Annotated in this window: 19 protein-coding genes; 12 read left to right on the top strand and 7 right to left on the bottom strand. The window is 64.1% G+C overall.

From position 1 onward, the window contains the following. Positions 1 to 93: 93 nt before the first annotated feature. Complete coding sequence (locus BMY90_RS15755; protein ID WP_092705140.1) at positions 94 to 597, top strand: M48 metallopeptidase family protein; 504 nt, start codon at positions 94 to 96, stop codon at positions 595 to 597. A 181-nt stretch (positions 598 to 778) separates the two neighbouring features. Beyond that, the gene (locus tag BMY90_RS15750) at positions 779 to 1,429 is read left to right on the top strand and encodes a DUF6348 family protein (RefSeq protein WP_092705139.1); all 651 of its coding nucleotides are present in this window, start codon (positions 779 to 781) and stop codon (positions 1,427 to 1,429) included. 40 nt (positions 1,430 to 1,469) lie between these two features. On the opposite strand, the gene BMY90_RS15745 is transcribed toward BMY90_RS15750, so the two are convergent. From BMY90_RS15745 to BMY90_RS15720, 6 genes are all read right to left on the bottom strand, one after another. Next, complete coding sequence (locus BMY90_RS15745) at positions 1,470 to 1,967, bottom strand: hypothetical protein (protein ID WP_139201775.1); 498 nt, start codon at positions 1,965 to 1,967, stop codon at positions 1,470 to 1,472. A 49-nt stretch (positions 1,968 to 2,016) separates the two neighbouring features. Then, entirely contained in the window at positions 2,017 to 2,580 is a 564-nt protein-coding gene (locus tag BMY90_RS15740) for a hypothetical protein (RefSeq protein ID WP_139201774.1), read from the bottom strand. 150 nt (positions 2,581 to 2,730) lie between these two features. Continuing rightward, positions 2,731 to 4,533 carry an amidohydrolase gene (locus BMY90_RS15735; protein WP_092705137.1) on the bottom strand — a complete coding sequence of 601 codons (1,803 nt, stop codon included), beginning with the start codon at positions 4,531 to 4,533 and terminating at the stop codon, positions 2,731 to 2,733. Between the two features lie 175 nt (positions 4,534 to 4,708). Beyond that, positions 4,709 to 5,167 (bottom strand): DUF1579 family protein, encoded by a 459-nt coding sequence (locus BMY90_RS15730; RefSeq protein ID WP_008213013.1) that lies wholly within the window; start codon positions 5,165 to 5,167, stop codon positions 4,709 to 4,711. A 3-nt stretch (positions 5,168 to 5,170) separates the two neighbouring features. Next, a complete protein-coding gene (locus tag BMY90_RS15725; RefSeq protein WP_008213022.1) occupies positions 5,171 to 6,097 on the bottom strand; it encodes a sensor domain-containing protein in 927 nt (308 codons plus the stop codon). 20 nt (positions 6,098 to 6,117) lie between these two features. Further along, positions 6,118 to 6,480, bottom strand: coding sequence for a PadR family transcriptional regulator (locus BMY90_RS15720; RefSeq protein WP_008213025.1), 363 nt, complete (start codon positions 6,478 to 6,480; stop codon positions 6,118 to 6,120). 139 nt (positions 6,481 to 6,619) lie between these two features. Here BMY90_RS15720 and cycA point away from each other — a divergent pair, with 139 nt between their 5' ends. The 4 genes from cycA to BMY90_RS15700 all read left to right on the top strand — a co-directional run bounded on the left by cycA (position 6,620) and on the right by BMY90_RS15700 (position 10,837). Beyond that, complete coding sequence (cycA, locus tag BMY90_RS15715; RefSeq protein ID WP_092705136.1) at positions 6,620 to 8,011, top strand: D-serine/D-alanine/glycine transporter; 1,392 nt, start codon at positions 6,620 to 6,622, stop codon at positions 8,009 to 8,011. A 59-nt stretch (positions 8,012 to 8,070) separates the two neighbouring features. Then, entirely contained in the window at positions 8,071 to 8,997 is a 927-nt protein-coding gene (locus BMY90_RS15710; RefSeq protein WP_092705135.1) for a 2OG-Fe(II) oxygenase, read from the top strand. 64 nt (positions 8,998 to 9,061) lie between these two features. After that, entirely contained in the window at positions 9,062 to 10,000 is a 939-nt protein-coding gene (locus tag BMY90_RS15705; RefSeq protein WP_092705134.1) for a peptidylprolyl isomerase, read from the top strand. 324 nt (positions 10,001 to 10,324) lie between these two features. Next, positions 10,325 to 10,837, top strand: coding sequence for a class I SAM-dependent methyltransferase (locus BMY90_RS15700; RefSeq protein ID WP_237711860.1), 513 nt, complete (start codon positions 10,325 to 10,327; stop codon positions 10,835 to 10,837). A gap of 640 nt (positions 10,838 to 11,477) precedes the next feature. Here the strand turns inward: BMY90_RS15700 and BMY90_RS15695 are convergent. Continuing rightward, positions 11,478 to 13,364 (bottom strand): ABC transporter ATP-binding protein, encoded by a 1,887-nt coding sequence (locus tag BMY90_RS15695; protein ID WP_092705165.1) that lies wholly within the window; start codon positions 13,362 to 13,364, stop codon positions 11,478 to 11,480. Positions 13,365 to 13,468: 104 nt separating this feature from the next. On the opposite strand from BMY90_RS15695, the gene BMY90_RS15690 reads away from it, so the two are divergent. The 6 genes from BMY90_RS15690 to BMY90_RS15665 all read left to right on the top strand — a co-directional run. Further along, positions 13,469 to 14,125: a PadR family transcriptional regulator gene (locus tag BMY90_RS15690; protein WP_092705133.1), complete on the top strand. Its 657-nt coding sequence runs from the start codon at positions 13,469 to 13,471 to the stop codon at positions 14,123 to 14,125. A gap of 249 nt (positions 14,126 to 14,374) precedes the next feature. Further along, entirely contained in the window at positions 14,375 to 15,166 is a 792-nt protein-coding gene (locus BMY90_RS15685) for a siderophore-interacting protein (RefSeq protein ID WP_092705132.1), read from the top strand. A gap of 250 nt (positions 15,167 to 15,416) precedes the next feature. Beyond that, a complete protein-coding gene (locus tag BMY90_RS15680) occupies positions 15,417 to 17,603 on the top strand; it encodes an AsmA family protein (RefSeq protein ID WP_092705164.1) in 2,187 nt (728 codons plus the stop codon). 102 nt (positions 17,604 to 17,705) lie between these two features. Continuing rightward, on the top strand, positions 17,706 to 18,638 hold the full coding sequence (locus BMY90_RS15675) for a DMT family transporter (RefSeq protein WP_092705131.1): 933 nt from the start codon (positions 17,706 to 17,708) through the stop codon (positions 18,636 to 18,638). Positions 18,639 to 18,755: 117 nt separating this feature from the next. Further along, a complete protein-coding gene (locus BMY90_RS15670; RefSeq protein WP_092705130.1) occupies positions 18,756 to 19,718 on the top strand; it encodes a 23S rRNA (adenine(2030)-N(6))-methyltransferase RlmJ in 963 nt (320 codons plus the stop codon). A gap of 339 nt (positions 19,719 to 20,057) precedes the next feature. After that, a partial coding sequence (locus BMY90_RS15665) for a DUF4372 domain-containing protein (RefSeq protein WP_139201773.1) occupies positions 20,058 to 20,298 on the top strand: 241 nt, incomplete at its 3' end.

The following is a 20,298-nucleotide window of genomic DNA, read 5'->3' as shown; positions in this document are numbered from 1 at the left end:
GGTGCGCTCCTACCGAAAGCGGCTTATTCGAGATGCCATGGGCACCGGCTTTCAGCCGATACGCGCAAGCCGGCGCAATGCGAGAATGGGCGCATGACCCCGCTCAAGTATCTCCAGGCGTATCCGCCCGCCCTGCAGGACAAGGTGCGCGAACTGATCGCGCAGCAGCGTCTCGGCGAACACCTGGCAAAGCGCTATCCGGATCACCACGACGTGCAGAGCGACAAGGCGTTGTACGCCTACGTGGCGGACCTGAAGCAGCAGCACCTGAAGAACGCGCCTGGCATCGACAAGGTGCTCTACGACAGCAAGCTCGACGTGGTGCAGCGGGCACTGGGCCTGCACACCGCGATCTCGCGCGTACAGGGCAGCCGGCTCAAGGCGAAAAAGGAAATCCGCGTGGCCAGTCTGTTCAAGGCCGCCGCGCCGGAGTTCCTGCAGATGATCGTGGTCCACGAGCTGGCGCACCTGAAGGAAGCCGAGCACAACAAGGCGTTCTACCAGCTGTGCAACTACATGCTGCCCGACTACCACCAGCGGGAATTCGACCTGCGCATGTACCTGACCTGGCGCGAACTGCCAGAGACAAACCGATGACCTCACGATCGTTCCGCCTGAGCGCAGGCCTGCAAGGTCGCACGCGGGGAGCGGCCATGGATGGCCGCAGCTTTGAGGAGCGAGGAAGTCGAAGGATGCCGTGCTGCGACCCTTCGACTTCGCTGCGCTACGCTCAGGGTGAACGGTCAGGAAACCCAGGCCAACCGAATGGGAAATGACGATGGATAGTGCCGCACTCCAAAAATACCTGCTGCGGTTGTTCGAGCGGCACGACGTGGAACTCGAAGCCGACGAAGACGGCTGGCTGGCCACTGACGGTGACTTTCCGGTAGTCCACGCCCAGTGGCACGAAGGCGCCGCGGGCGAGCCGGGCCGCCTCGATATCGACATAGTGCTGAGTGAAGAACGCTGCATCGAGGAAAGCTTCGCCGGTCACGGCACCAGCAAGGACGCCTGCATGAATGCCCTGCACGCCTTCGAGCAAAGCGCGTTCCACCCGCTGCTGGCCGCGTGCTGGTACGTCACCGACGATCGCAAGATGACCATCACCGCATGGGAATTCGGCGTGCGCACATGGGACGTGTTTATTGGCCCATTCGCGCTGCACGGTGTGGACATCACCGACATGGAAGTGCTGGAACAGGTGCCGGCCGCTATCAAGGCGGCGCTGGAGCGCGAAGGACTGACTCCCGAACTGCACTGGCTACGCCTGATGTACCGCCGCACAGCGGAAGGTGAAGCGCGTTGCGAAGTCCTGCTCGATAACGAGCCGTGGGCGACTGGGACGCTTGCGCTGACTGCATTAGCGTGGCCAAAGAACGGCGGCTACAGCGCGCACGGTTTCATGTTGCTGGACATGCGCGATTACTGAGCGGATGGCGTGGGTTTCGCGGCCGGTGCCTTTTCCTTCATCACCCCTCTGACGGCTGAATGCGTATGCCTTTCTTGTTCAATGGCGAACCGGAGGGCACGCGCTGCGTGATGATGATCTTGTGGATGTCGTACAAGCTGCCAGCACGTGGCACAACATGCACATTGCCCTGCACTGGTGGACCAAGCCGCCCCAGCACGAATACGGGGTAGACACCGGATACCGCCTTGTCCACGATCTCCTGCGAAACCGCAAAAGGGCGTTCGAGGACGATACTGTCCAACTCGTTCCCACCTTCGTAGTTGGCCTTGTCCGGGTAGAGAATCAAATCACCGAAATCGCTCACCAGATAGCCAGTGAGCCCCACGATCTTTCCACGATACGCCGACGGATTCGCCTGCAACCGATACCAGGAAACCCCGCACGACGCGACGACCGACCATTGTTCGCAAGCGCCAGGGTCCCGCACTGATCCCTGACCGTCATCGCCATTCGTCGCGGCCGCAGTCGTTTTTGCCACGGCGACTGCACCCGACATGAGCAACGCCAAGGCTCCCAATACCAACACTGTCCAAATCCGACGCATATCAGAGCACTTTCCGTACGGTGCGTTTTGCATACTCGCTCCATGTCTGCTGCGGATTGTCTTGCATGGCACGAGTCGACCATGCGAGCACGCGCCCACTCGGCAACGACACATACGCCGTTACATATGGCAATGCGCTGGTTTGCTTGGTCATGGCAGCTGCCACGTAAAGGTCGTTGTCCGAGAACCCAAGTTCAACCGGGTGGCTGTGAATGTAGCCCGACAAAAGGCCGCCTATCACCCGACCACCATCCTGAACCACCACCCCGCATTGATAGCTCAAACGGCAATTCTCGCGTCCCGCGACCGGAGTGCCGACAGCCGTCAGGCCATTGCCATTTCCTGTGAGGGAAAACAGCAAGGCGCCCGACTCCACTCCGTACCGGGTCGTGATAGGCTGCATCACACGGGCGCAAGCCTTGGCGGCGGCATCACGTGTATGAAAGACAGTCCGAGTAACCTGCAGCATGGCGTCAGTCACGAGTTTGCCTACGCGCGCCTGCAAGCTTGGGTCAATGACATTGACCGGCTTGCGTTGGCTCCAGTCGATAGCCGATTCCGTCATGTCCATTGCTCCTTGCCTGACTGAAGAACCAAACTTTATGCAGTGCAGATCTATCGCGTCAATGCTGCAAGCAAACTTCCGCGACCCATATCAACCTCTGCGTATTTGCAAGAAGCGTTTCAAAGCAGGCTCGGGCTCAACATCTCCCCATCAATTCACATGATTGAATTCCGGCATGGCCTTGAACAGCTGCCCGCTGCGCCAAGCCTCCGCACCTTTCCGCTGATACACCACCTTGCCGCCTACCACGGTGTAGAGCACCCGCGTGCGCAGGATCTGGTCGGAGGGCATGGTCAGCAGGTTGCCGGAGAACACCACCATGTCGGCGAGTTTGCCCGGGGTGAGTGAACCGAGTTTGTGGTCCTGGTGGATCGCGTAGGCGTTGTTCCAGGTGTAGGCGCGCAGCTCCTGCATGCGGGTCTTGGCCTGCGCGGGGAAGAAGGTCTTGCCGTGGCCGTAGGCGCGGGTTACGCCGCAGTAAAAGTTGGGGATGGGGTTGGTGTCTTCGACCGGGGTGTCGGTGCCGTCCAGCACGATGGCGCCGCTGTCGATCAGGGTGTGCCACATGTAGGCGCCTTCCTTTGCGCGCTGCTCGCCGATGCGCGAGACCACCATCGGCGCATCCGAGCAGGCATGGATGGATTGCATCGAGGCGATCACGCCCATCTGGGCGAAGCGCGGGATGTCGGCGGGGCTGAGGTGTTGCGCGTGTTCGATGCGCCAGCGCAGGTTATGCGCAGCGGGGTATTCGTCGAAGATTTTCTGGTACATGTCCAGCAGTTCGCGGTTGGCGCGGTCGCCGATGGCGTGGATAGACACCTGGAAACCGTCGCGTGCGGCGATGCGCGCGACTTGCGCCAGCGTGCTCATCGACGTGACGTTCTTGCCGGTGACACCGGGCGCATCGCTGTACGGCTTCAGGAACCACGCGCTGTGCGTGCCCAGCGCACCATCGGAAACATCCTCGCCCACGCCGAGCACGGTGAAGTGGTCGTCGGCAAAACCGTTGATGTGGTAATCGGCGAGATGCTTGTCGAGGCTTGCCACATCGGTGACGTCGATGTTGACGTACAGGCGTAGCGGGAAGCCCTTGGTCGCCTGCTGCTTCATCCAGTCGACCGTCTTGAAATTCGCACCCATGTCGACGAAGCCGGTGATGCCCTTGCTCACCTCGTTCTGCATGGCGAGCTTGAGCGACTGCTCCCTGCGCGCCGCCAGTTCCTGCGGTGGCAGGCTGTCCAGATAGCGGTTGTAGGCCGCGTACACCGGGTCGCCAGCAGTGTCGCGCAGCATGCCGATGGCGTTGCCCTTGCTGTCGCGCACGATGCTGCCGCCGGCGGGATCGGGCGTGGCGCGGGTGATGCCGGCCAGTTTCAGCGCCGCCGCATTGGCGTAGATCGCATGGCCACTGGCGTGTGACAGCAGCACGGGATTGTTCGGCGATACCGCGTCGAGGCTGGCCGGCAGCGGCAGGCCATCGACATTGGGCTGCGGCGCCTTGGTCCATTTGCTCTGCTGCCAGCCCTGGCCGACGATCCACTCGCCCGGCTTGGCCTTGGCCACCGCAGCCTTGACCATCGCGACCACGCCATTCCAGTCCTTCGGCTGGCCCGCGTTGATCTCCATCAGCGAATCACCGGTGTCCATCAGGTGGCCATGGCCCTCGATGAAGCCCGGCGTGACGAAGGCGCCGTGCAGATCCAGCACCTTGGTGTGCGGGCCGATGTAATGCGCAATCGACTCGTCACTGCCGAGCGCGGCGATCTTGCCGTCCTTCACCGCCAGCGCCTGCACATGCGGCTGCAACGGATCGAGCGTGGCGATGCTGGCATGCTGCAGCACCAGATCAGCGGCGGGAAGCGTGGGCGGAAAGCCCTTGACCGGTGCATCCGCGGCAAACGTAGCCGTGGCAGCCAGCAACAGGACCGGAAGGCTCAGACGAGACAGGCGCATGGTTTTCCCCAATTGGATCGCGTGAAGGCGATCGGGGCAGCGTAAGCAGGCACTTGCATGGGGTCAACCTGGCAAAAGGCACCCCACCCCAGCCCTCCCCTGCGCACAGGGGAGGGAGTCGGGTGCCTACGGACCATCCAAATCTTCCCCTGCGTGTGGGGGAACAAGACGGCGGTTACGCGATGCGCCGGTAGGTGCCTTGCATCACCGGCTCCCAATGGATGCCGCCATCGAAGGAGCTTTCCAGCGTCAGCCGGTAGCTGTCTTCATCCAGCGACTCGTAGATATGCCTCGTTTGCCCGCGCGACGAACTGCGCAGGAATACCAGCCGCCGACCATCCCAGTGACCGAGTGCAGGCTGCGTGGGCGTGAAGCCGTAGCTGTCGAACCAGTACAGCCCGTATTGGTCGTGTTCGGGGCCAGCCGCGAACACTGCATGGACCTGCAGCGCTGGCTGACCGCCGCGTTCCTCGCGGTAATCCTGCAGCAGCACCCGGTGACCCAGGTCGAACCGTGCCGACACGCGCGCACTTGCCGGGCCGCCCTGCCCCCAGCGCGTGGTGGCAATGGTTTCCTCGCCGAGCCATTCGCCGGCAAGCAGGGCGAGCGCGTTGTCCGTCATCGTCGTCGACATGGCTCAACCCTCCCCGCGCATCTGCCGCGGTACCAGCATGTGCTTGGCGATGTAGCCGTGCATGCGGCCCAATGCGCGCGCCAGGTGCAAGGTAGCGAACAGCAGCACGATGCCGAGCACGCACATCGCGATCGCATCGCCCCAGCCCGGAATGTGCTGGCCGAAGCCCCAGTCCACCGTGATCTGATGATCTACATACAGCCCCTGCAACCAGTCACGGCCAAACAGCATCGTCAATGGCAGGCCGAGGAAGCCCACGGTGAGGCCGAGCAGGGTCACCATCGTCGTGAAATAGAAGATGCCCAGCGGCAGCATCAACCACATGTAGCAAAGCGTGGTCCAGATATGCACGTCGGCGAACATGGCGCCGATGCGTTGCAGCAGGCCGCGACCGGGTTGGGCATACACCGGCCGACGCGGCATGCGCACGCCGAGCATGGCTTCCACGATGCGGCCTTCCATCAGCGAAAGCCCACGCACGGTGGCGAAGAACAGCACCACCACGAGCAGCCCGATGATCAACACCGACAAGCCGGCCGACAGCGACAACCCCACGGTCACCCAGGTGAAATAGAAGATGCCGGTGGCCAGCGAGAGCAGCAGGTAGAACAACGAGCCCCAGGTGCGCGGATCGACAGCCACACCGAAGAATCGCCCCACCCACGAGCGCCGCTTCGGCAACGGCGGCGGCCGCAACGCGCGCTGGATCTTGATCTCCTGGTCGCGGTAGATCTCGGCTACTTCTTCCGGCGCGCCGTAGCTGCCGACGACGTGTTCGAGCATCTCCGCTTCGCTGCGGCTTGGTTGCTCGGCCAGTTCGGCGCGCAGGTGTTCTTCGGCGTCGTACAGCGCGTCCTGGATCAGCGCGGGGTCCGCGCCACGCAGGGCCGCGCGCAATTGCTTGAGGTAGTCCGCGATCGTCCGCGGCATGCCTGATGACGATATGCCCATCACATCTCTCCCTGCAGAACCTTGTCGACGGAATCGCGGGTGGCATTCCACGCGGCCACCCATTCGCGCAACATCTCGCGCCCAAACTTCGTAATGCGGTAATAGCGTCGCGGCGGCCCGCTCACCGAGGGCTCCACCTCGCTGGCCAGCAAACCGGAGGCTTCCAGGTTGCGCAGCACCGGATACAGCGCGCTCTGCTTGCCGGCCAGCACGCCTTCGGCCACTTCTTCCAGCCGCTTGGCGATCTGGTAGCCGTAGAGCGGCTGGCGCGACTGCCCCAGTACCGCCAGCAACACCAGCGACACGGTGCCGGAGGACAGCTCCTTCTGGAACTTCTTCAACTGGCCTGCGTTGTCGTCCATCAGCTCACCCGCACTGACTTATGTCGTTGAGTGAATCATAGTGTGAAGTTATGAATAGTCATGGGTATGAAGTCATGCATGGCGGTACCCGCCGGTTTCTTCTATGTTGTCGGCTCTTCCCATCGACCCTGGCACCTGCATGACCGCACTCCCGCAGCAACCGGATCATCTCCAGCGCAGCCTTTCCAACCGCCATCTGCAGTTGATCGCCATCGGTGGCGCCATCGGCACAGGCCTGTTCATGGGTTCGGGCAAGACCATCAGCCTGGCCGGACCCTCGATCCTGCTGGTCTACCTGATCATCGGCATCATGCTGTTCTTCGTGATGCGCGCGATGGGCGAGCTGCTGCTGTCGAACCTGGAATACAAGTCGTTCATCGACTTCTCCACCGACCTGCTCGGCCCATGGGCCGGCTTCTTCTGCGGCTGGACGTACTGGTTCTGCTGGATCGTCACCGCCATCGCCGACGTCATCGCGATCGCCTCCTACGCACAGTTCTGGTTTCCCGGGCTGGCGCCATGGATACCGGCGCTGTTCTGCGTGCTGATCCTGCTGACGCTGAACCTCACCGCGGTGAAGCTGTTCGGCGAAATGGAATTCTGGTTCGCGCTGATCAAGATCGTGGCGATCGTGGCGCTGATCGTGGTCGGCTTCGGCATGATCGCCTGGGGCTTCCATTCGCCCAGCGGCCACAAGGCCTCGCTGGCCAACCTGTGGAACGACGGCGGCTTCTTCCCGAAGGGCCTGGGTGGCTTCTTCGCCGGCTTCCAGATCGCGGTGTTCGCCTTCGTCGGCATCGAGCTGGTGGGCACCACGGCCGCCGAGACCGCCGATCCGGAGCGCAACCTGCCCAAGGCGATCAACTCGATCCCCGCGCGCATCATCCTGTTCTACGTGCTGGCGCTGGTGGTGATCATGACGGTGACGCCATGGCGGCTGGTGGAGGCGGACAAGAGCCCGTTCGTGGAACTGTTCGTGCTGGCCGGCATCCCGGCCGCGGCCAGCCTGATCAACTTCGTGGTGCTGACCTCGGCAATGTCCTCGTCCAACAGCGGCATTTTCTCCACCAGCCGCATGCTTTACGGCCTGGCGCAGGAAGGCCATGCACCCAGCGGTTTCAGCCGTCTTTCGCGCGCGGCAGTGCCTTCGCGCGGCCTGCTGTTCTCCTGCGGCTGCCTGCTGGTCGGCGCCACCATGGTGTACGTGATTCCGAACCTGGTCACCGCCTTCACCCTGGTCACCACGCTGGCCGCGGTGCTGTTCATGTTCGTGTGGTCGCTGATCCTGTGCGCCTACATCGCCTACCGCCGCAAGCGGCCGCAGCTGCATGCCGCATCGAACTACAAGATGCCCGGCGGCGTGGCGATGTGTGTGGTCTGCCTGATTTTCTTCGCCTTCGTCATCGTGCTGCTGACCTTGCAGCCGGACACCCTCAAGGCGCTGCTGGCCAGCCCGGTGTGGTTCGTGCTGCTGGGCATCGGTTACTTCTGGAAGGGCCGGCACGGTGGCAAATCCGCCATTGGCAGATAAGCTCACACCCCACGCCGAAGCAACGTAAAATGGCGCGCCATTCGCCTCAGGGAAGACCCATGCGCAGTTCGTCGGGCGTTTCGATCATTCATCCGCGCGTGCGGGAATCCGCGGAGGCCTGCCAAGCCGAGTTCGTTTCGGCGGCACCGTTCCCGCACGTGGTGATCGACGACTTCCTTGCACCGGATTTCGCCGCAGCGTTGCTGGAAAATTTCCCCGCCTTCGAGCGTGGCAACTCGGTGGGCGACGACGGCAAACCCGGTGGCAAGTCCACGCTGGCGAAGATCCGCCAGCTTGGACCGGCTTGGCAGCAGCTCGACAACGCGATCCAGAGCCCCGAGTTCCTGGAAGCCATCAGCAAGCTCACCGGCATCGACGACCTGATCTACGATCCGTGGTATCTCGGCGGCGGTACCCACGAGAATCGCAACGGCATGAGCCTGGATCCGCATGTCGATTTCAACTACCACCCCAGCGAACGCTGGCATCGACGGCTCAACCTCATCGTCTACCTCAATCCGGAATGGGATGCGCAGTGGGGCGGTTGCCTGGAGCTGTTCCGCGATCCGCATGCCGACGCGCGACCTGCGCGCTCGGTGGCGCCTGCGTTCAATCGTTGCGTAATCTTCGAGACCTCGGAGCGCTCCTGGCACGCCTTCAGTCGCATCGAGCTGCCGCCCGAACATGCCAACCTCACGCGCCGTTCCGTCGCACTTTACTTCTACACCAAGGAACGCCCGGCCGCGGAGACGGCACCACGTCACACGACCTATTACGTGAACCGGCAGTTGCCGATGCATCTGGACGAAGGCCACACGCTGACACGCAGCGACGTGGCCGAGATCAAGCAATTGATCGAACAACGCGACGGACACATCCACATGCTCTACGCCGAGAACACTGCGCTGCGCCAAGCCCAGGATGCCGGCCTTACCGGGCATTTGCTGTACCTGGCCAAGCGCGCCTTCGTGCGCTTCCGGAAATAACGCCGGGCGCAGACTGTCTGTTCCTGCTAACGTGCCGCGACGCCAACGCTCCGGGGAGACCACCATGCGCCGCCATCTTGTCACCGCCGTTGCGATAGCGCTCGGCCTCGTCGCAACCCAGGCCATCGCTGCGCAAGACAAGCCCACCCCGACCACCAAGCAGCTACTGGCCGCCGCGAAACCCGCCGAATGGCGCACGCCTGCGCCGGATAACCTGCTCTACATGCAGTTGCCGCAGGGTCGCGTGGTGATCGAATTGGCACCGGCGTTCACTCCTTTGCATGCAGCCAACATCCGCACCCTGGTGCGCCAGCATTATTTCGACGGCCTGGCCATCGTGCGGGTGCAGGACAACTTCGTCACCCAGTGGGACGACCCGAACGGCGACGACGGCGGCGACAAGGCGAAGATGCATCCACTGGGCAAGGCCAAGGCCACCTTGCTGCCGGAATTCACCCGCTCGATCGATCCGAAGCAGCCGTGGACCCCGCTACCCGATGGCGACGTCTACGCGCCGCAAGTCGGTTTCTCCGGTGGCTTCCCGGTAGCGCGCGATCCGGCCAACGGCGAGGAGTGGCTGGTGCAGTGCTACGGCATGGTTGGCGTGGGCCGCGACGTGCCACCGAACAGCGGCAACGGCAGCGCGCTGTACGCCATCATCGGTCAGGCGCCGCGTCGACTCGACCACAACCTGGCCGTGGCCGGCCGCGTGCTGCAAGGCATGCAATACCTGTCCGCGCTGCCGCGCGGCACCGGTCCGATGGGCTTCTACGCCAAGGCCTCGGAGCGCACACCGATTATCTCGGTGAAACTGGCCAGCGAGTTGCCGCCGGCCCAGCGCGAGAAGATCCAGGTCCTGCGCACCACCAGCCCCACCTTCACCGCAATGATCGACGCCGCCCGCCACGGCCATAACGCGTTCTATCCGACGCCGGTGGGCAAACTGGGCATTTGCGATATCCATGCGCCGGTGCGGGTGGATGGGAAGCCCGTTTCGCCATAGCGCTTTGCTCCCTCCCCTGCAAGCAGGGGAGGGTTGAGGTGGGGTCACCCCATCTCGTGGCAGGCCCGCCTACCCCCTCCCAGCCTTCCCTGCATGCAGGGGGAGGAGCAAACACACACACCTTGCCAGCATTGTCCACAGGCCGAAACCGGCAAATACGCCAGCGCAGGGCAACATCTCATTCAGCCGGAATCCTTATGGTGGGGGAAGGTCCGGCAAACGTGTCGGCTTGGCCAATTCAGCAGAACCTGCCCTATGCCGTTGACCGACAATCTGGTTTTCCTTCAAGCATGGTTTCGCACGCCACGGCGTGTGGGCGCCGTGATGCCCTCCGGCCCTGCGCTGGCGCGCCTGATCACCGCCGGCATCAGCGAGGCGGTGGGTCCGGTGATCGAACTCGGTCCGGGCACCGGCGTATTCACCCGCGCGCTGCTGGCGCGCGGCGTACGCCCCGAGCAATTGGCTCTGATCGAAACCAACCCTCATTTTGCCCGTTCGCTGACACATCGCCACCCGCAGTCACATGTATTGAGCATGGATGCGACAAGGTTGGGCCACATCCAGCCGCTGTTCGGCGACAGGCGCGCCGGTGCCATCGTCAGCGGCCTGCCCTTGTTGTCGATGCCGGCACTTCACGTCTCGGCCATCGTGCAAGGTGCGTTCGAACGCCAGTTGCGCGCTGATGGCGTGTTCTATCAGTTCACCTACGGCCCTCGCTGTCCGCTGCCGCACAGCTTGCTGGAGCGCCTAGGCCTGAAAGCGCAACGGGTGGGCAGCACCCTGTTCAACCTGCCGCCCGCCTCCGTCTACCGCGTGACCCGCCGCGAAAGTCCGTAACGAAGCCGCATTGAAATCCTCCGCGTGATGCAAGTGGACATGGCTGCGTCAGAGGTGTCGTATGCACGGGCCGCCGCCAAGCGGCAACTCAAAATCGGGCAGCGACGACCTGTCGTGCTTGTCATCCCGGCAAAGGCCGCGATCCAGTAGCGATCACGCCTGCTCAGGCAACACAGTCACTGGATTCCTGCCTTCGCACACTGCTGTCCGGAATAAAAGTGCGCGATGCGTGGAAAGCCCCGAGCCGTACAACTTTGCAACCATAGAGTTCGCATGAGGCTCAAATTTCAGAGTTTTCGGCCACGCCCCGTCTCGTCATCCCAGCGAAAGCTGGGATCCAGTTAAGATGCTGTGCGAAGCACACTCAACTTCTTGTTTTTGTGTGCTTCGCACGCATGTCTGACTGGATTCCAGCTTTCGCTGGAATGACGGATTCCGCTGCCGTCATGCCTTCGCAAAATTTATTCCGGACAGCAGTGTGCCTTCGCAGGAATGACGAGCAAGGGCGTGGTGTCGGCGGGCGTTGCGCATGATTGCGAATGTTCCGAATGACTTCGGACAGCAGTCAGCCTTCGCTGGAATGACGGTGAGGAAAAACGTTGGCAGAGCAGGCAATGGCGTGTGACGCCACATACATGCCTCACCGATACCCCGCCGCCTGCAATTCGAACAATTCCGCGTAACGGCCGCCGGCACTCACCAACTCATCGTGGCTGCCGATCGCCTCGATCCGGCCGCCTTCCATCACGATGATGCGATCGGCCATGCGCACGGTGGAGAAGCGGTGCGAGATCACCACCGCGCTGCGTTCGTGCGACAGCTCCTTGAAGCGCTGGAACACCTCGAACTCGGCGCGCGCGTCCAGTGCGGCGGTGGGTTCGTCGAGAATCAGCAACTGCGCGTCGCGCATGTAGGCGCGGGCGATGGCGATCTTCTGCCACTCGCCGCCGGACAGGTCCACGCCATCCTTGAACAGTTTGCCCAGGCGCTGGTCGTATCCACCCGGCAAGCGTCCGATCACTTCGTCGGCCACGCTGCGATGGGCCGCATCCTCGATGCGTGCACGATCGGCGCGCGCCTCGATCCGGCCCACGGCGATGTTGTCCGCCGCATCGAAGTGATAGCGCACGTAATCCTGGAAGATCACCCCGACGTTCGCGCGCAAGGCTTCCAGGTCGTATTCGGCCAGTGGATGACCATCAAGCAGGATGCGGCCCTCGTCCGGGTCGTACAGTCGCGACAGCAGTTTCACCAGCGTGGTCTTGCCGGCGCCGTTCTCGCCCACCAATGCCAGCACTTCCCCCGCATGCAGGGTGAAATCCAGATGGCGCACGGCCCAGCGTTCGGAGCCCGGATAGCGGAAGCCGACGTCCTCGAACACGAAGCCTGCGCGGATCGGCTGCGGGAACGGTCGCGGTTGTGCCGGCGACAGAATCTCCGGGCGAATCTGGAAGAACGAGAACAGGTCGTCCAGGTACAAGGCCTGCCCGGCCACTTGCGAGAAGCCCGTCAGCAGGCTTTCCAGCAAGGTGCGCAGACGCCGGAACGAGGCCGACAGAAAGGTCAGGTCGCCCACGCTGAACTGGCCGTGCACGGTGCGCCACGCAATGATCACGTAGGCGGCGTAATAGCCGATCGTGCCGATGGTGGTGAACAGCCCGCCCCAGCCCGCACGGCGCAAGGCGATGCGCCGGTTGGCGTAGTAGATCGACCATGACAGCTCGCGGTAGCGATCCACCAGAAAGCGATTCAGGCCGAAGCTTTTCACTTCCTTCGCGGTCTGCGCACTGGCGCCGAGAATGCGCAGGTAATCCAGCTCGCGTCGCTCCGGCGTCCACTGATGATTTACCGCGTAACTCTGCGCATTGAAATGAAACTCGCCGAGAAACGCCGGCACCAGCGCCACCAGCAACAGCACGATCAGCCACGGCGCATACACCAGCAGGCCCACCGCGAAGCTGATGATGGTGACCATGTCCTGCGCCTGTCCCAGCAACTGCGTCAGCAGCGAGCTGCGCCCGGCCACCTGGCGGCGCGCACGGTCGAGCCGGTCCTGCAGGTCGGCGTCCTCGAAATCCTCCAGGTCCAGCGAGGCGGCATGCTCCATCAGGCGCACGCTGGTGCTGTTGGCGTACAGCTCGGACAGCAGCGAATCGATCATCGAGACGATGCGGCCAAGCAGGTCCGCCGCCACCGCCAGCCCAAACTCCGCCGCCAGCAGCAGCCACAGATGTTGCAAGGCCGGACTGCCCAGCCACGCCGTCGGGTCCACCTTCACGCTGCCACCAGCGAGCAGGTGCACCACTGCATCGATGATCAGCTTGCCGACATACAACGTCGACACCGGCAGCAACGCGCGCAACAGCCGCAGCACGACGGTACACACGCACAGCCACGGGCTGGTGCGCCAGATGCTGGCGAGGAACGGCGGCAGGTTGCGCAACGCGACGAAGCGCTCGCGCAGGCTCTTCGGCGGCGACGGTTCGTGATGGCCGCCGGCGCGCGGGCCCGCAGTTTGATGAGGCATGCTCGGTTCCTGGTGGCGTGGCGTCCGCACGGGGCGCCAACACTTGTAAACGACATTACTACGATATATCTTAATTCATACTTGCGATATATCGGAATCATGTCATGAGACTGCATCATCACTTTTTCAAGGCCATGCAGCATGGTCATCACGGCTGCCACGGCGGGTACGAAGGCGAGCATCACGAGCGCCATGCCGGGCGGGGCCCGTTCGGTGGCGCGTTCGGCGGACGCCACGGCGAAGACGGCTTCGGCGACTGGAGCGGATTGCGCGGCGGCGGTCGCCACGGTGGCGGTCGCATGTTCGGCCATGGCGACCTCAAGCTGCTGCTGCTGGCGTTGATCGAGCAGCAGCCGCGGCACGGCTACGAGCTGATCCGCATCATCGAGGAAATGTTTCACGGCCAGTATTCGCCCAGTCCCGGCGCGATCTATCCCACCCTGACCATGCTGGAAGAACTCGGCCATGCCGAAATCCAGAGCCAGGAGGGCAACCGCAAGCTGTACGGCATCACCGCCGAAGGCCACGCCTTCCTCGACGAAAACCGCGAGGCGGTGGAAGCCGTCACGGCACGCACCCGGCACAGCGCGCGCATGGCAGCGAAAATGGCCGCCCCGATGATCGTGCGCAAGGCCATGCACGCGTTGAAGCATGCGGTGCTGATGCACGGCATGGAATGGGACAAGGCCGAAGCGCAGCGCATTGCCGCCATCCTCGAACGCGCTGCCAGCGAGATCGCCAGTGGTCGAGCGCAAGACTGATCCCACGCCGGCCCTGGCTGGGCGGCACGCTGCAAGGAACACGGGCTGACGTTCACCGCGCCACGACAGGCCATCGTTCGCACCTTGCTGGAAGCCGACGGCCCACTCGATGCCGTTGCCGTACTGCCTTTCCAGCCCGAATCTGATCAGCCACACGCGGCCAGAACCACGCACCTGATCACGTAACGCCCTCCCTCCCGCGCCAGCCATCGCCACGCGCTTTCGTTCACCCCACACGGAAATCCCCCGATGGCCCCACACCTCAACCAGCGACTGCGCCACGACGTCGTGTTTCGTACGCTTGACGTGTTGCGCGTCGAGCGCCTCACCCCACACATGCAGCGCGTGACGCTGGGCGGCGCCGCATTGCGCGGCTTCCGCAGCCCCTCGCCGGACGACCACGTAAAGCTGTTCTTCCCCAACCGTGCCGGCCAGCTCGTACCACCGACGCTGGGGCCGAACGGCGTCGAATTCCCGGCCGGCCTGGAACCCTCGCCGATGCGCGACTACACCCCGCGTTACCACGATGCCGAACGCGGCGAGCTGGTCATCGACTTCGTGCTGCATGGCGATGGCCCGGCCTCCATCTGGGCCTGGCAGGCAGGCCCGGGACAACAGCTCGGCACCGGCGGTCCGCGAGGTTCCTTCGTGGTCGCCGACGACTTCGACCATTACGTGCTGATCGGCGACGAAACCGCCCTGCCGGCCATCGGTCGCTGGCTGGAGGAAATGCCGGCCAGCACCCGGATCAGCGCACTGATCGAAATCCCCGAAGTGCAGGATCGCCAATCGTTGCCGGCCCGTACCGGCCTCGACATCACCTGGCTGGAACGCGATGGCCGCCCCACCGAGCAGGAAGGCTTGCTGGAACACGCCCTGCACGCGCTGCCGACGCCTCCCGGCGACACCTTCTACTGGATCGCCACCGAATCGCGCCGCGCCCGCGCCATGCGCCAATGGCTGGACCAGCGCGGCGTGCCGAAGGACTGGATCAAGGCCAGCGGCTACTGGAAGGCCGGCCCGGACGACGACGAAGACTGAACCCGCCTCGGCGCACCCGCTGGCCGGCCATGAACCGCCGGCCCGCGGAATCACACCATCACCACAAAACCTTGTCACAACATCGGCTATGTCTTGCGCATCGTCGGCTGCCCAGAGCAGGCCGCCGCACGCAACCTGCAGGAGCCCGCTCGCGGGCGATGCTTTTCAGGCTTTCGGATGCCATGCCAGGAGCATCGCCCGCGAGCGGGCTTCTACCCCGGTATAGACAAGGGCAGTGAAGAAGATGGCCATGACACGCAGTCGCAAGGTATTGGCATGGATCATCGGCGTGTGGCTGGCGCTGGCGGTGATCCTGATCGTGATCATCGCGCTGTTCGACTGGAACCGGCTGCGGCCCACGATCGATGCCAAGGTCAGCCAGACCATCGGACGCCCCTTCGCAATCAACGGCGACCTCGACGTGGCCTGGCGGCGTGAGCACGATGCGCATGGCCTGCGCGCGTGGGTGCCGTGGCCGCAGGTCACCGCCCATGATGTCAGCATCGCCAACCCGGCGTGGGCCTCGCAGCCGCGGTTCGCGCATCTCGATGCCTTGCGTTTCAGCCTGTCGCCGCTGGATTTGCTGGTGTTCCGCGTGAAGATTCCGCAGCTGCAACTGGTGCAACCCGACGTCGACCTGGAACGCGACGCAAAGGGCCGCGCCACCTGGGACTTCACCCTGCCGCAGAACAATACGCCGTCCCGATGGACGCTGGATCTCGGCGCGATCGGGTTCGACCGCGGGCACATTGCGCTGGATGACGCGGCGACCAAGGCGAAGCTGAAAGTGGACATCACCCCGCTGAAGCAGGCCATTCCCTACGACCAGATCGTGGCGCAGACCGTCGCCGATGCACGCACCCAGGCCAGCCACAGTGCCGGCAGCGCCGCCGGGAAATCGGTGGCCACGAGCAGCGGCACGAATGGCAATGGCCAGCCCGGCGACAGCAAGGCCAGCGCCACCAGCTACCAATTCGCGTGGACAGCCAAAGGCAGCTACCAGGGCGCGAGCCTGGACGGCAGCGGCAAGACCGGTGCCGTGCTGGCGCTGCAACAGGCCGAACAACCCTTCCCGGTGCAGGCGCACTTGCGTATCGGCGACACCCATATCGCGCTGGTGGGCACGCTGACCGACCCGCTGCATCTGGGCGCGCTCGACCTGCGCCTGTGGTTCGCCGGCTCCAGCATGGCCAGGCTGTATCCGATCATCGGCGTCACCTTGCCGGACACCCCGCCCTACGCCACCCGCGGCCGACTCACCGCCGAACTGCATCGCAACGGCAGCCGCTTCGGCTATCACCATTTCCATGGTCGCGTCGGCGGCAGCGATCTGGCCGGCGACCTCGATTTCGTCACCGGCGGCGCCCGCCCGAAGCTGAGCGGCGACGTGCATTCGAAACTGTTGCGCTTCGCCGACCTGGCACCGCTGATCGGTGCGAATGACACGGCCACAACCGCCACCCCGGCCGATGCCAAGTCCCAAACCGCGTCCAGCGATCGCGTGCTGCCCACGGCACCGTTCCGTACCGATCGCTGGAAGGCGATGGATGCCGACGTGACCTTCAGCGCTGACCGCATCGTGCACGGCAAGGCGCTGCCGATCGAATCGCTCGATACCCACGTGATCATGGACGCTGGCGTGCTGCATCTGGACCCGCTGCAGTTCGGCGTGGCCGGCGGCAAGGTCGACAGCAACCTGCGTCTCGACGGCAGCACCACGCCGATGCACGGCACGCTGGCCCTGCACGCCCGCCACCTCAAGCTCAAGCAGTTGTTCCCCACTTTCCAGCCGATGCAAACCAGCCTGGGCGAGATCAATGGCAACGCGGCACTGGATGCGCGCGGCAACTCCGTGGCCGCCTTGCTCGGCAGTGCCAACGGCGAATTGAAGCTGCTGATGAACGATGGCGCGATCAGCCGCAACCTGCTGGAAACCGCCGGCCTCAACGTGGGCAACATCATTCTCGGCAAACTGTTCGGCGACAAGACAGTGAAGATCAACTGCGCCGCCAGCAATTTCACCGCCAAGGATGGCCTGTTCGACACCAAGCTGTTCGTGCTGGACACGCCGGACGCGCTGATCGATGTCACCGGCACGGTGAACTTCGCCAACGAGAAGCTCGACCTCGACGTGATTCCGCATACCAAGGGCCTGCGCATCCTGTCGCTGCGCTCGCCGCTGTACGTGAAAGGCACGCTGAAGAATCCGGACGTAGGCGTCCACCCCGGCCCGCTGTTGCTGCGTGGCGGCGGTGCCATCGCCCTCGGCGTGGTGGCGGCGCCGGCGGCGGCACTGATCGCGCTGATCGCACCCAGCCACGACACCGGCAATGCCAACACCTGCCGCGCGGTACTGCAGAAGATGCGCGGCCCATCCGGGGCCGCCCCGACGAAAGTCGTATCACCGAAGCATCCAGCCCGGGCAACGGCACACTGACGGGCTTGTCGGGCTGCCACCACGAGGCCCGGCGGCCTCCCGGGCCGCATCCGGGCGGCTGCGGATCGCATAAAATGGCGCGTCCCTTCCCGGCCTCGCCCCATGCAACCGATCCACCGCGCCCGCCTGCAGATCCACTTCTGCGTTTTGCTGTGGGGCTTCACCGCCATCATCGGCAAATTGATCACATTGCAGGCCCTGCCGCTGGTGTGGTGGCGCATGCTGTTGGTCGCATTGACGCTGCTGCTGATGCCGAAAGTGTGGCGCGGCCTGCGCGCCATGCCTGCGCGCACGCGTTGGGCCTATGCCGGCATCGGCGTACTGGTGTCGCTGCACTGGCTCACCTTCTACGCCGCGATCAAGCTGTCCAACGCCTCGGTGGGCGCCACCTGCCTGGCGCTGGGCCCGGTCTTCCTGGCCTTCATGGAGCCCTGGCTGGCGAAGCGCCGCTTCGACCCGCGTGAACTCTTCATCGGCGCGGCAGTGGTGCCGGGCGTGGTGATGGTGGTGGGCGGCGTACCGCACGCCATGCGCCTCGGCCTTGCCGTCGGCGTGCTGTCGGCCCTGTTCGTGGCGCTGTTCGGCTCCCTCAACAAGCGCATGGTGGAACACGGCGACCCGCTCACCGTCACCTGCATCGAGCTGGGCACCGGTACGTTGTTCCTCACCCTGCTGGCGCCGCTGCTGCCGCACACCGGCCCGGCCTTCGTGCTGCCCAGCGTCCACGATGCGCTGCTGTTGTTGGTGCTGTCCTTCGGCTGCACCCTGCTGCCGTTCGCGCTGGCACTGGTGGCCTTGCGCCACATGACCGCGTTCGGCACACAGATGGTGACCAACCTGGAACCGGTCTATGCGATCGTGCTGGCCATCGTGCTGCTGGGTGAGCAACGCCAGTTGGACAACTGGTTCTACGCCGGCGTGACGGTGATCCTGCTGGCGGTGTTCACGCATCCGCTGCTCGGCCGCAACCGTCGCCGGCGTCCCGCACAAACCGAACTGCTCGGCACCACCGAAAGCCACAATATCGTGGAATAGCGCGCTGCCCAGCCAAAACCCCGCCGGCGAGGCACTGCCAAGAGCTGTCTCGTCGGGTAACCACTGCGATGGTCCAGCGCCACCTATACTGGTCGCCCCTCGCACGTCGCCATGCCCATGAATTACCGCCACGCCTACCATGCCGGCAACTTTGCCGACGTTCTCAAGCACGTCGTGCTGCTGGCACTGCTCGAATCGCTGAAGAGCAAGCCGACGCCGTTCGGGCTGATCGACACCCATGCCGGCAGCGGCAGCTATGCGCTGGATGGCGTCGAGGCCAACAAGACCCGCGAATACAAGGATGGCGTCCAGCGCCTGATGTTCCCTGACATGTCCCGTGGCGCGGCCTCCATGGAAGCCCTGCCACCGCTGCTGCGCCGCTGGCTCGACAGCATTCTGGCGCTGCCCGGCAACGAATCCGGCTTGAAGCTCTATCCCGGTTCGCCATTGCAGGTCGCCCACGCCATGCGCGAAAACGACAGCGCGCAACTGTGCGAACTGCATCCGGAAGAAGCCGCCAACCTGCGCGAACTGCTGCGTCGCGATGCCCGCATGCACGTGCACGCGCGCAACGGTTACGAGGCTTTGAAGGGTTTGCTGCCGCCGCCGGAGAAACGTGGCCTGGTGCTGATCGACCCACCCTACGAGGCGCAGGAAGCCGAGTACGTCACCATCGAGAAAGCGCTGAAGGAGGCTTTGCAGCGTTGGCCCACCGGCATCTACGCGGTGTGGTATCCGATCAAGCAGCGCAGCCAGGTGCAGCCGTTCCTGCGCAACCTGCGCCAGAGCGGCGCCAAACGTGTGCTGCGCGCGGAATTGCTGGTGCACCCGGACGACTCGCCGCTGCGCCTCAACGGCTCGGGCATGGTCATCCTCAACCCACCGTGGAAACTCGACGAAGCGCTGCGCGAGCCACTGCGCGCGCTGGCGCGCCTGCTTTCGCAGGAACAGCCGGCCAAATGGACGCTGGACTGGTTGCTGCAGGAAGGCGAAACCGCCGCCACGCCCTTGCGCCAGCCAGTGGCTCCGGCCTCGCCAGCGGGTGCACGATCACCCGGCCCGCGTCGCCATCCGCGCTGATCCCAAGGCTGTTGCCTGATGCTCAGTAGCTGGACCTGATCAGCGACGAAGCTCAGCTAAAAAGACCGTTCGCGCTGAGCGTAGCTTGCGTCAGCAAGCGGAGTCGAAGCGCCTGCAGGCGATCACCCGTCGACTCCGGCCCTGCGGGCCTACGCTCAGGGCGAACGGTGAGGCATTGGCTGAACCTTGTCGCTAAACAGGTCGCTGGAAAGGCACTGGATCCCAGCTCTCGCCCACTGCTGTCCGGAATAAATCCAGCCATGGGAGCGAGAAGCGTTGCGGGCCAACGGTTGGGGGTGTACACCCCCGAGCGCCAACTCAAAAACCGGGGCCCGCAACATGTTCAGCATAAGCCGATTCCATGCACTGACGAAGCATCTCCCGCGTGGCGTGTTTGATCGCGCCGTCGAGCGGTGCGAGGCCGACAAGTACAGCAAGGGATTTGGTCGCTGGCAGCAGTTGCTGGCGATGGTCTACGCACAGCTTTCCGGTGCCGATAGCCTGCGCACGGTGGAGGTCGGGTTCAACGCACAAACCGAGCACCACTACCATCTGGATGCGGTAGCGGTGCGGCGTTCGA

It is taken from the genome of Rhodanobacter glycinis, from assembly GCF_900114325.1.
Taxonomy (GTDB): domain Bacteria; phylum Pseudomonadota; class Gammaproteobacteria; order Xanthomonadales; family Rhodanobacteraceae; genus Rhodanobacter_A; species Rhodanobacter_A glycinis.
This window is presented reverse-complemented; position numbering and strand designations above follow the sequence as displayed.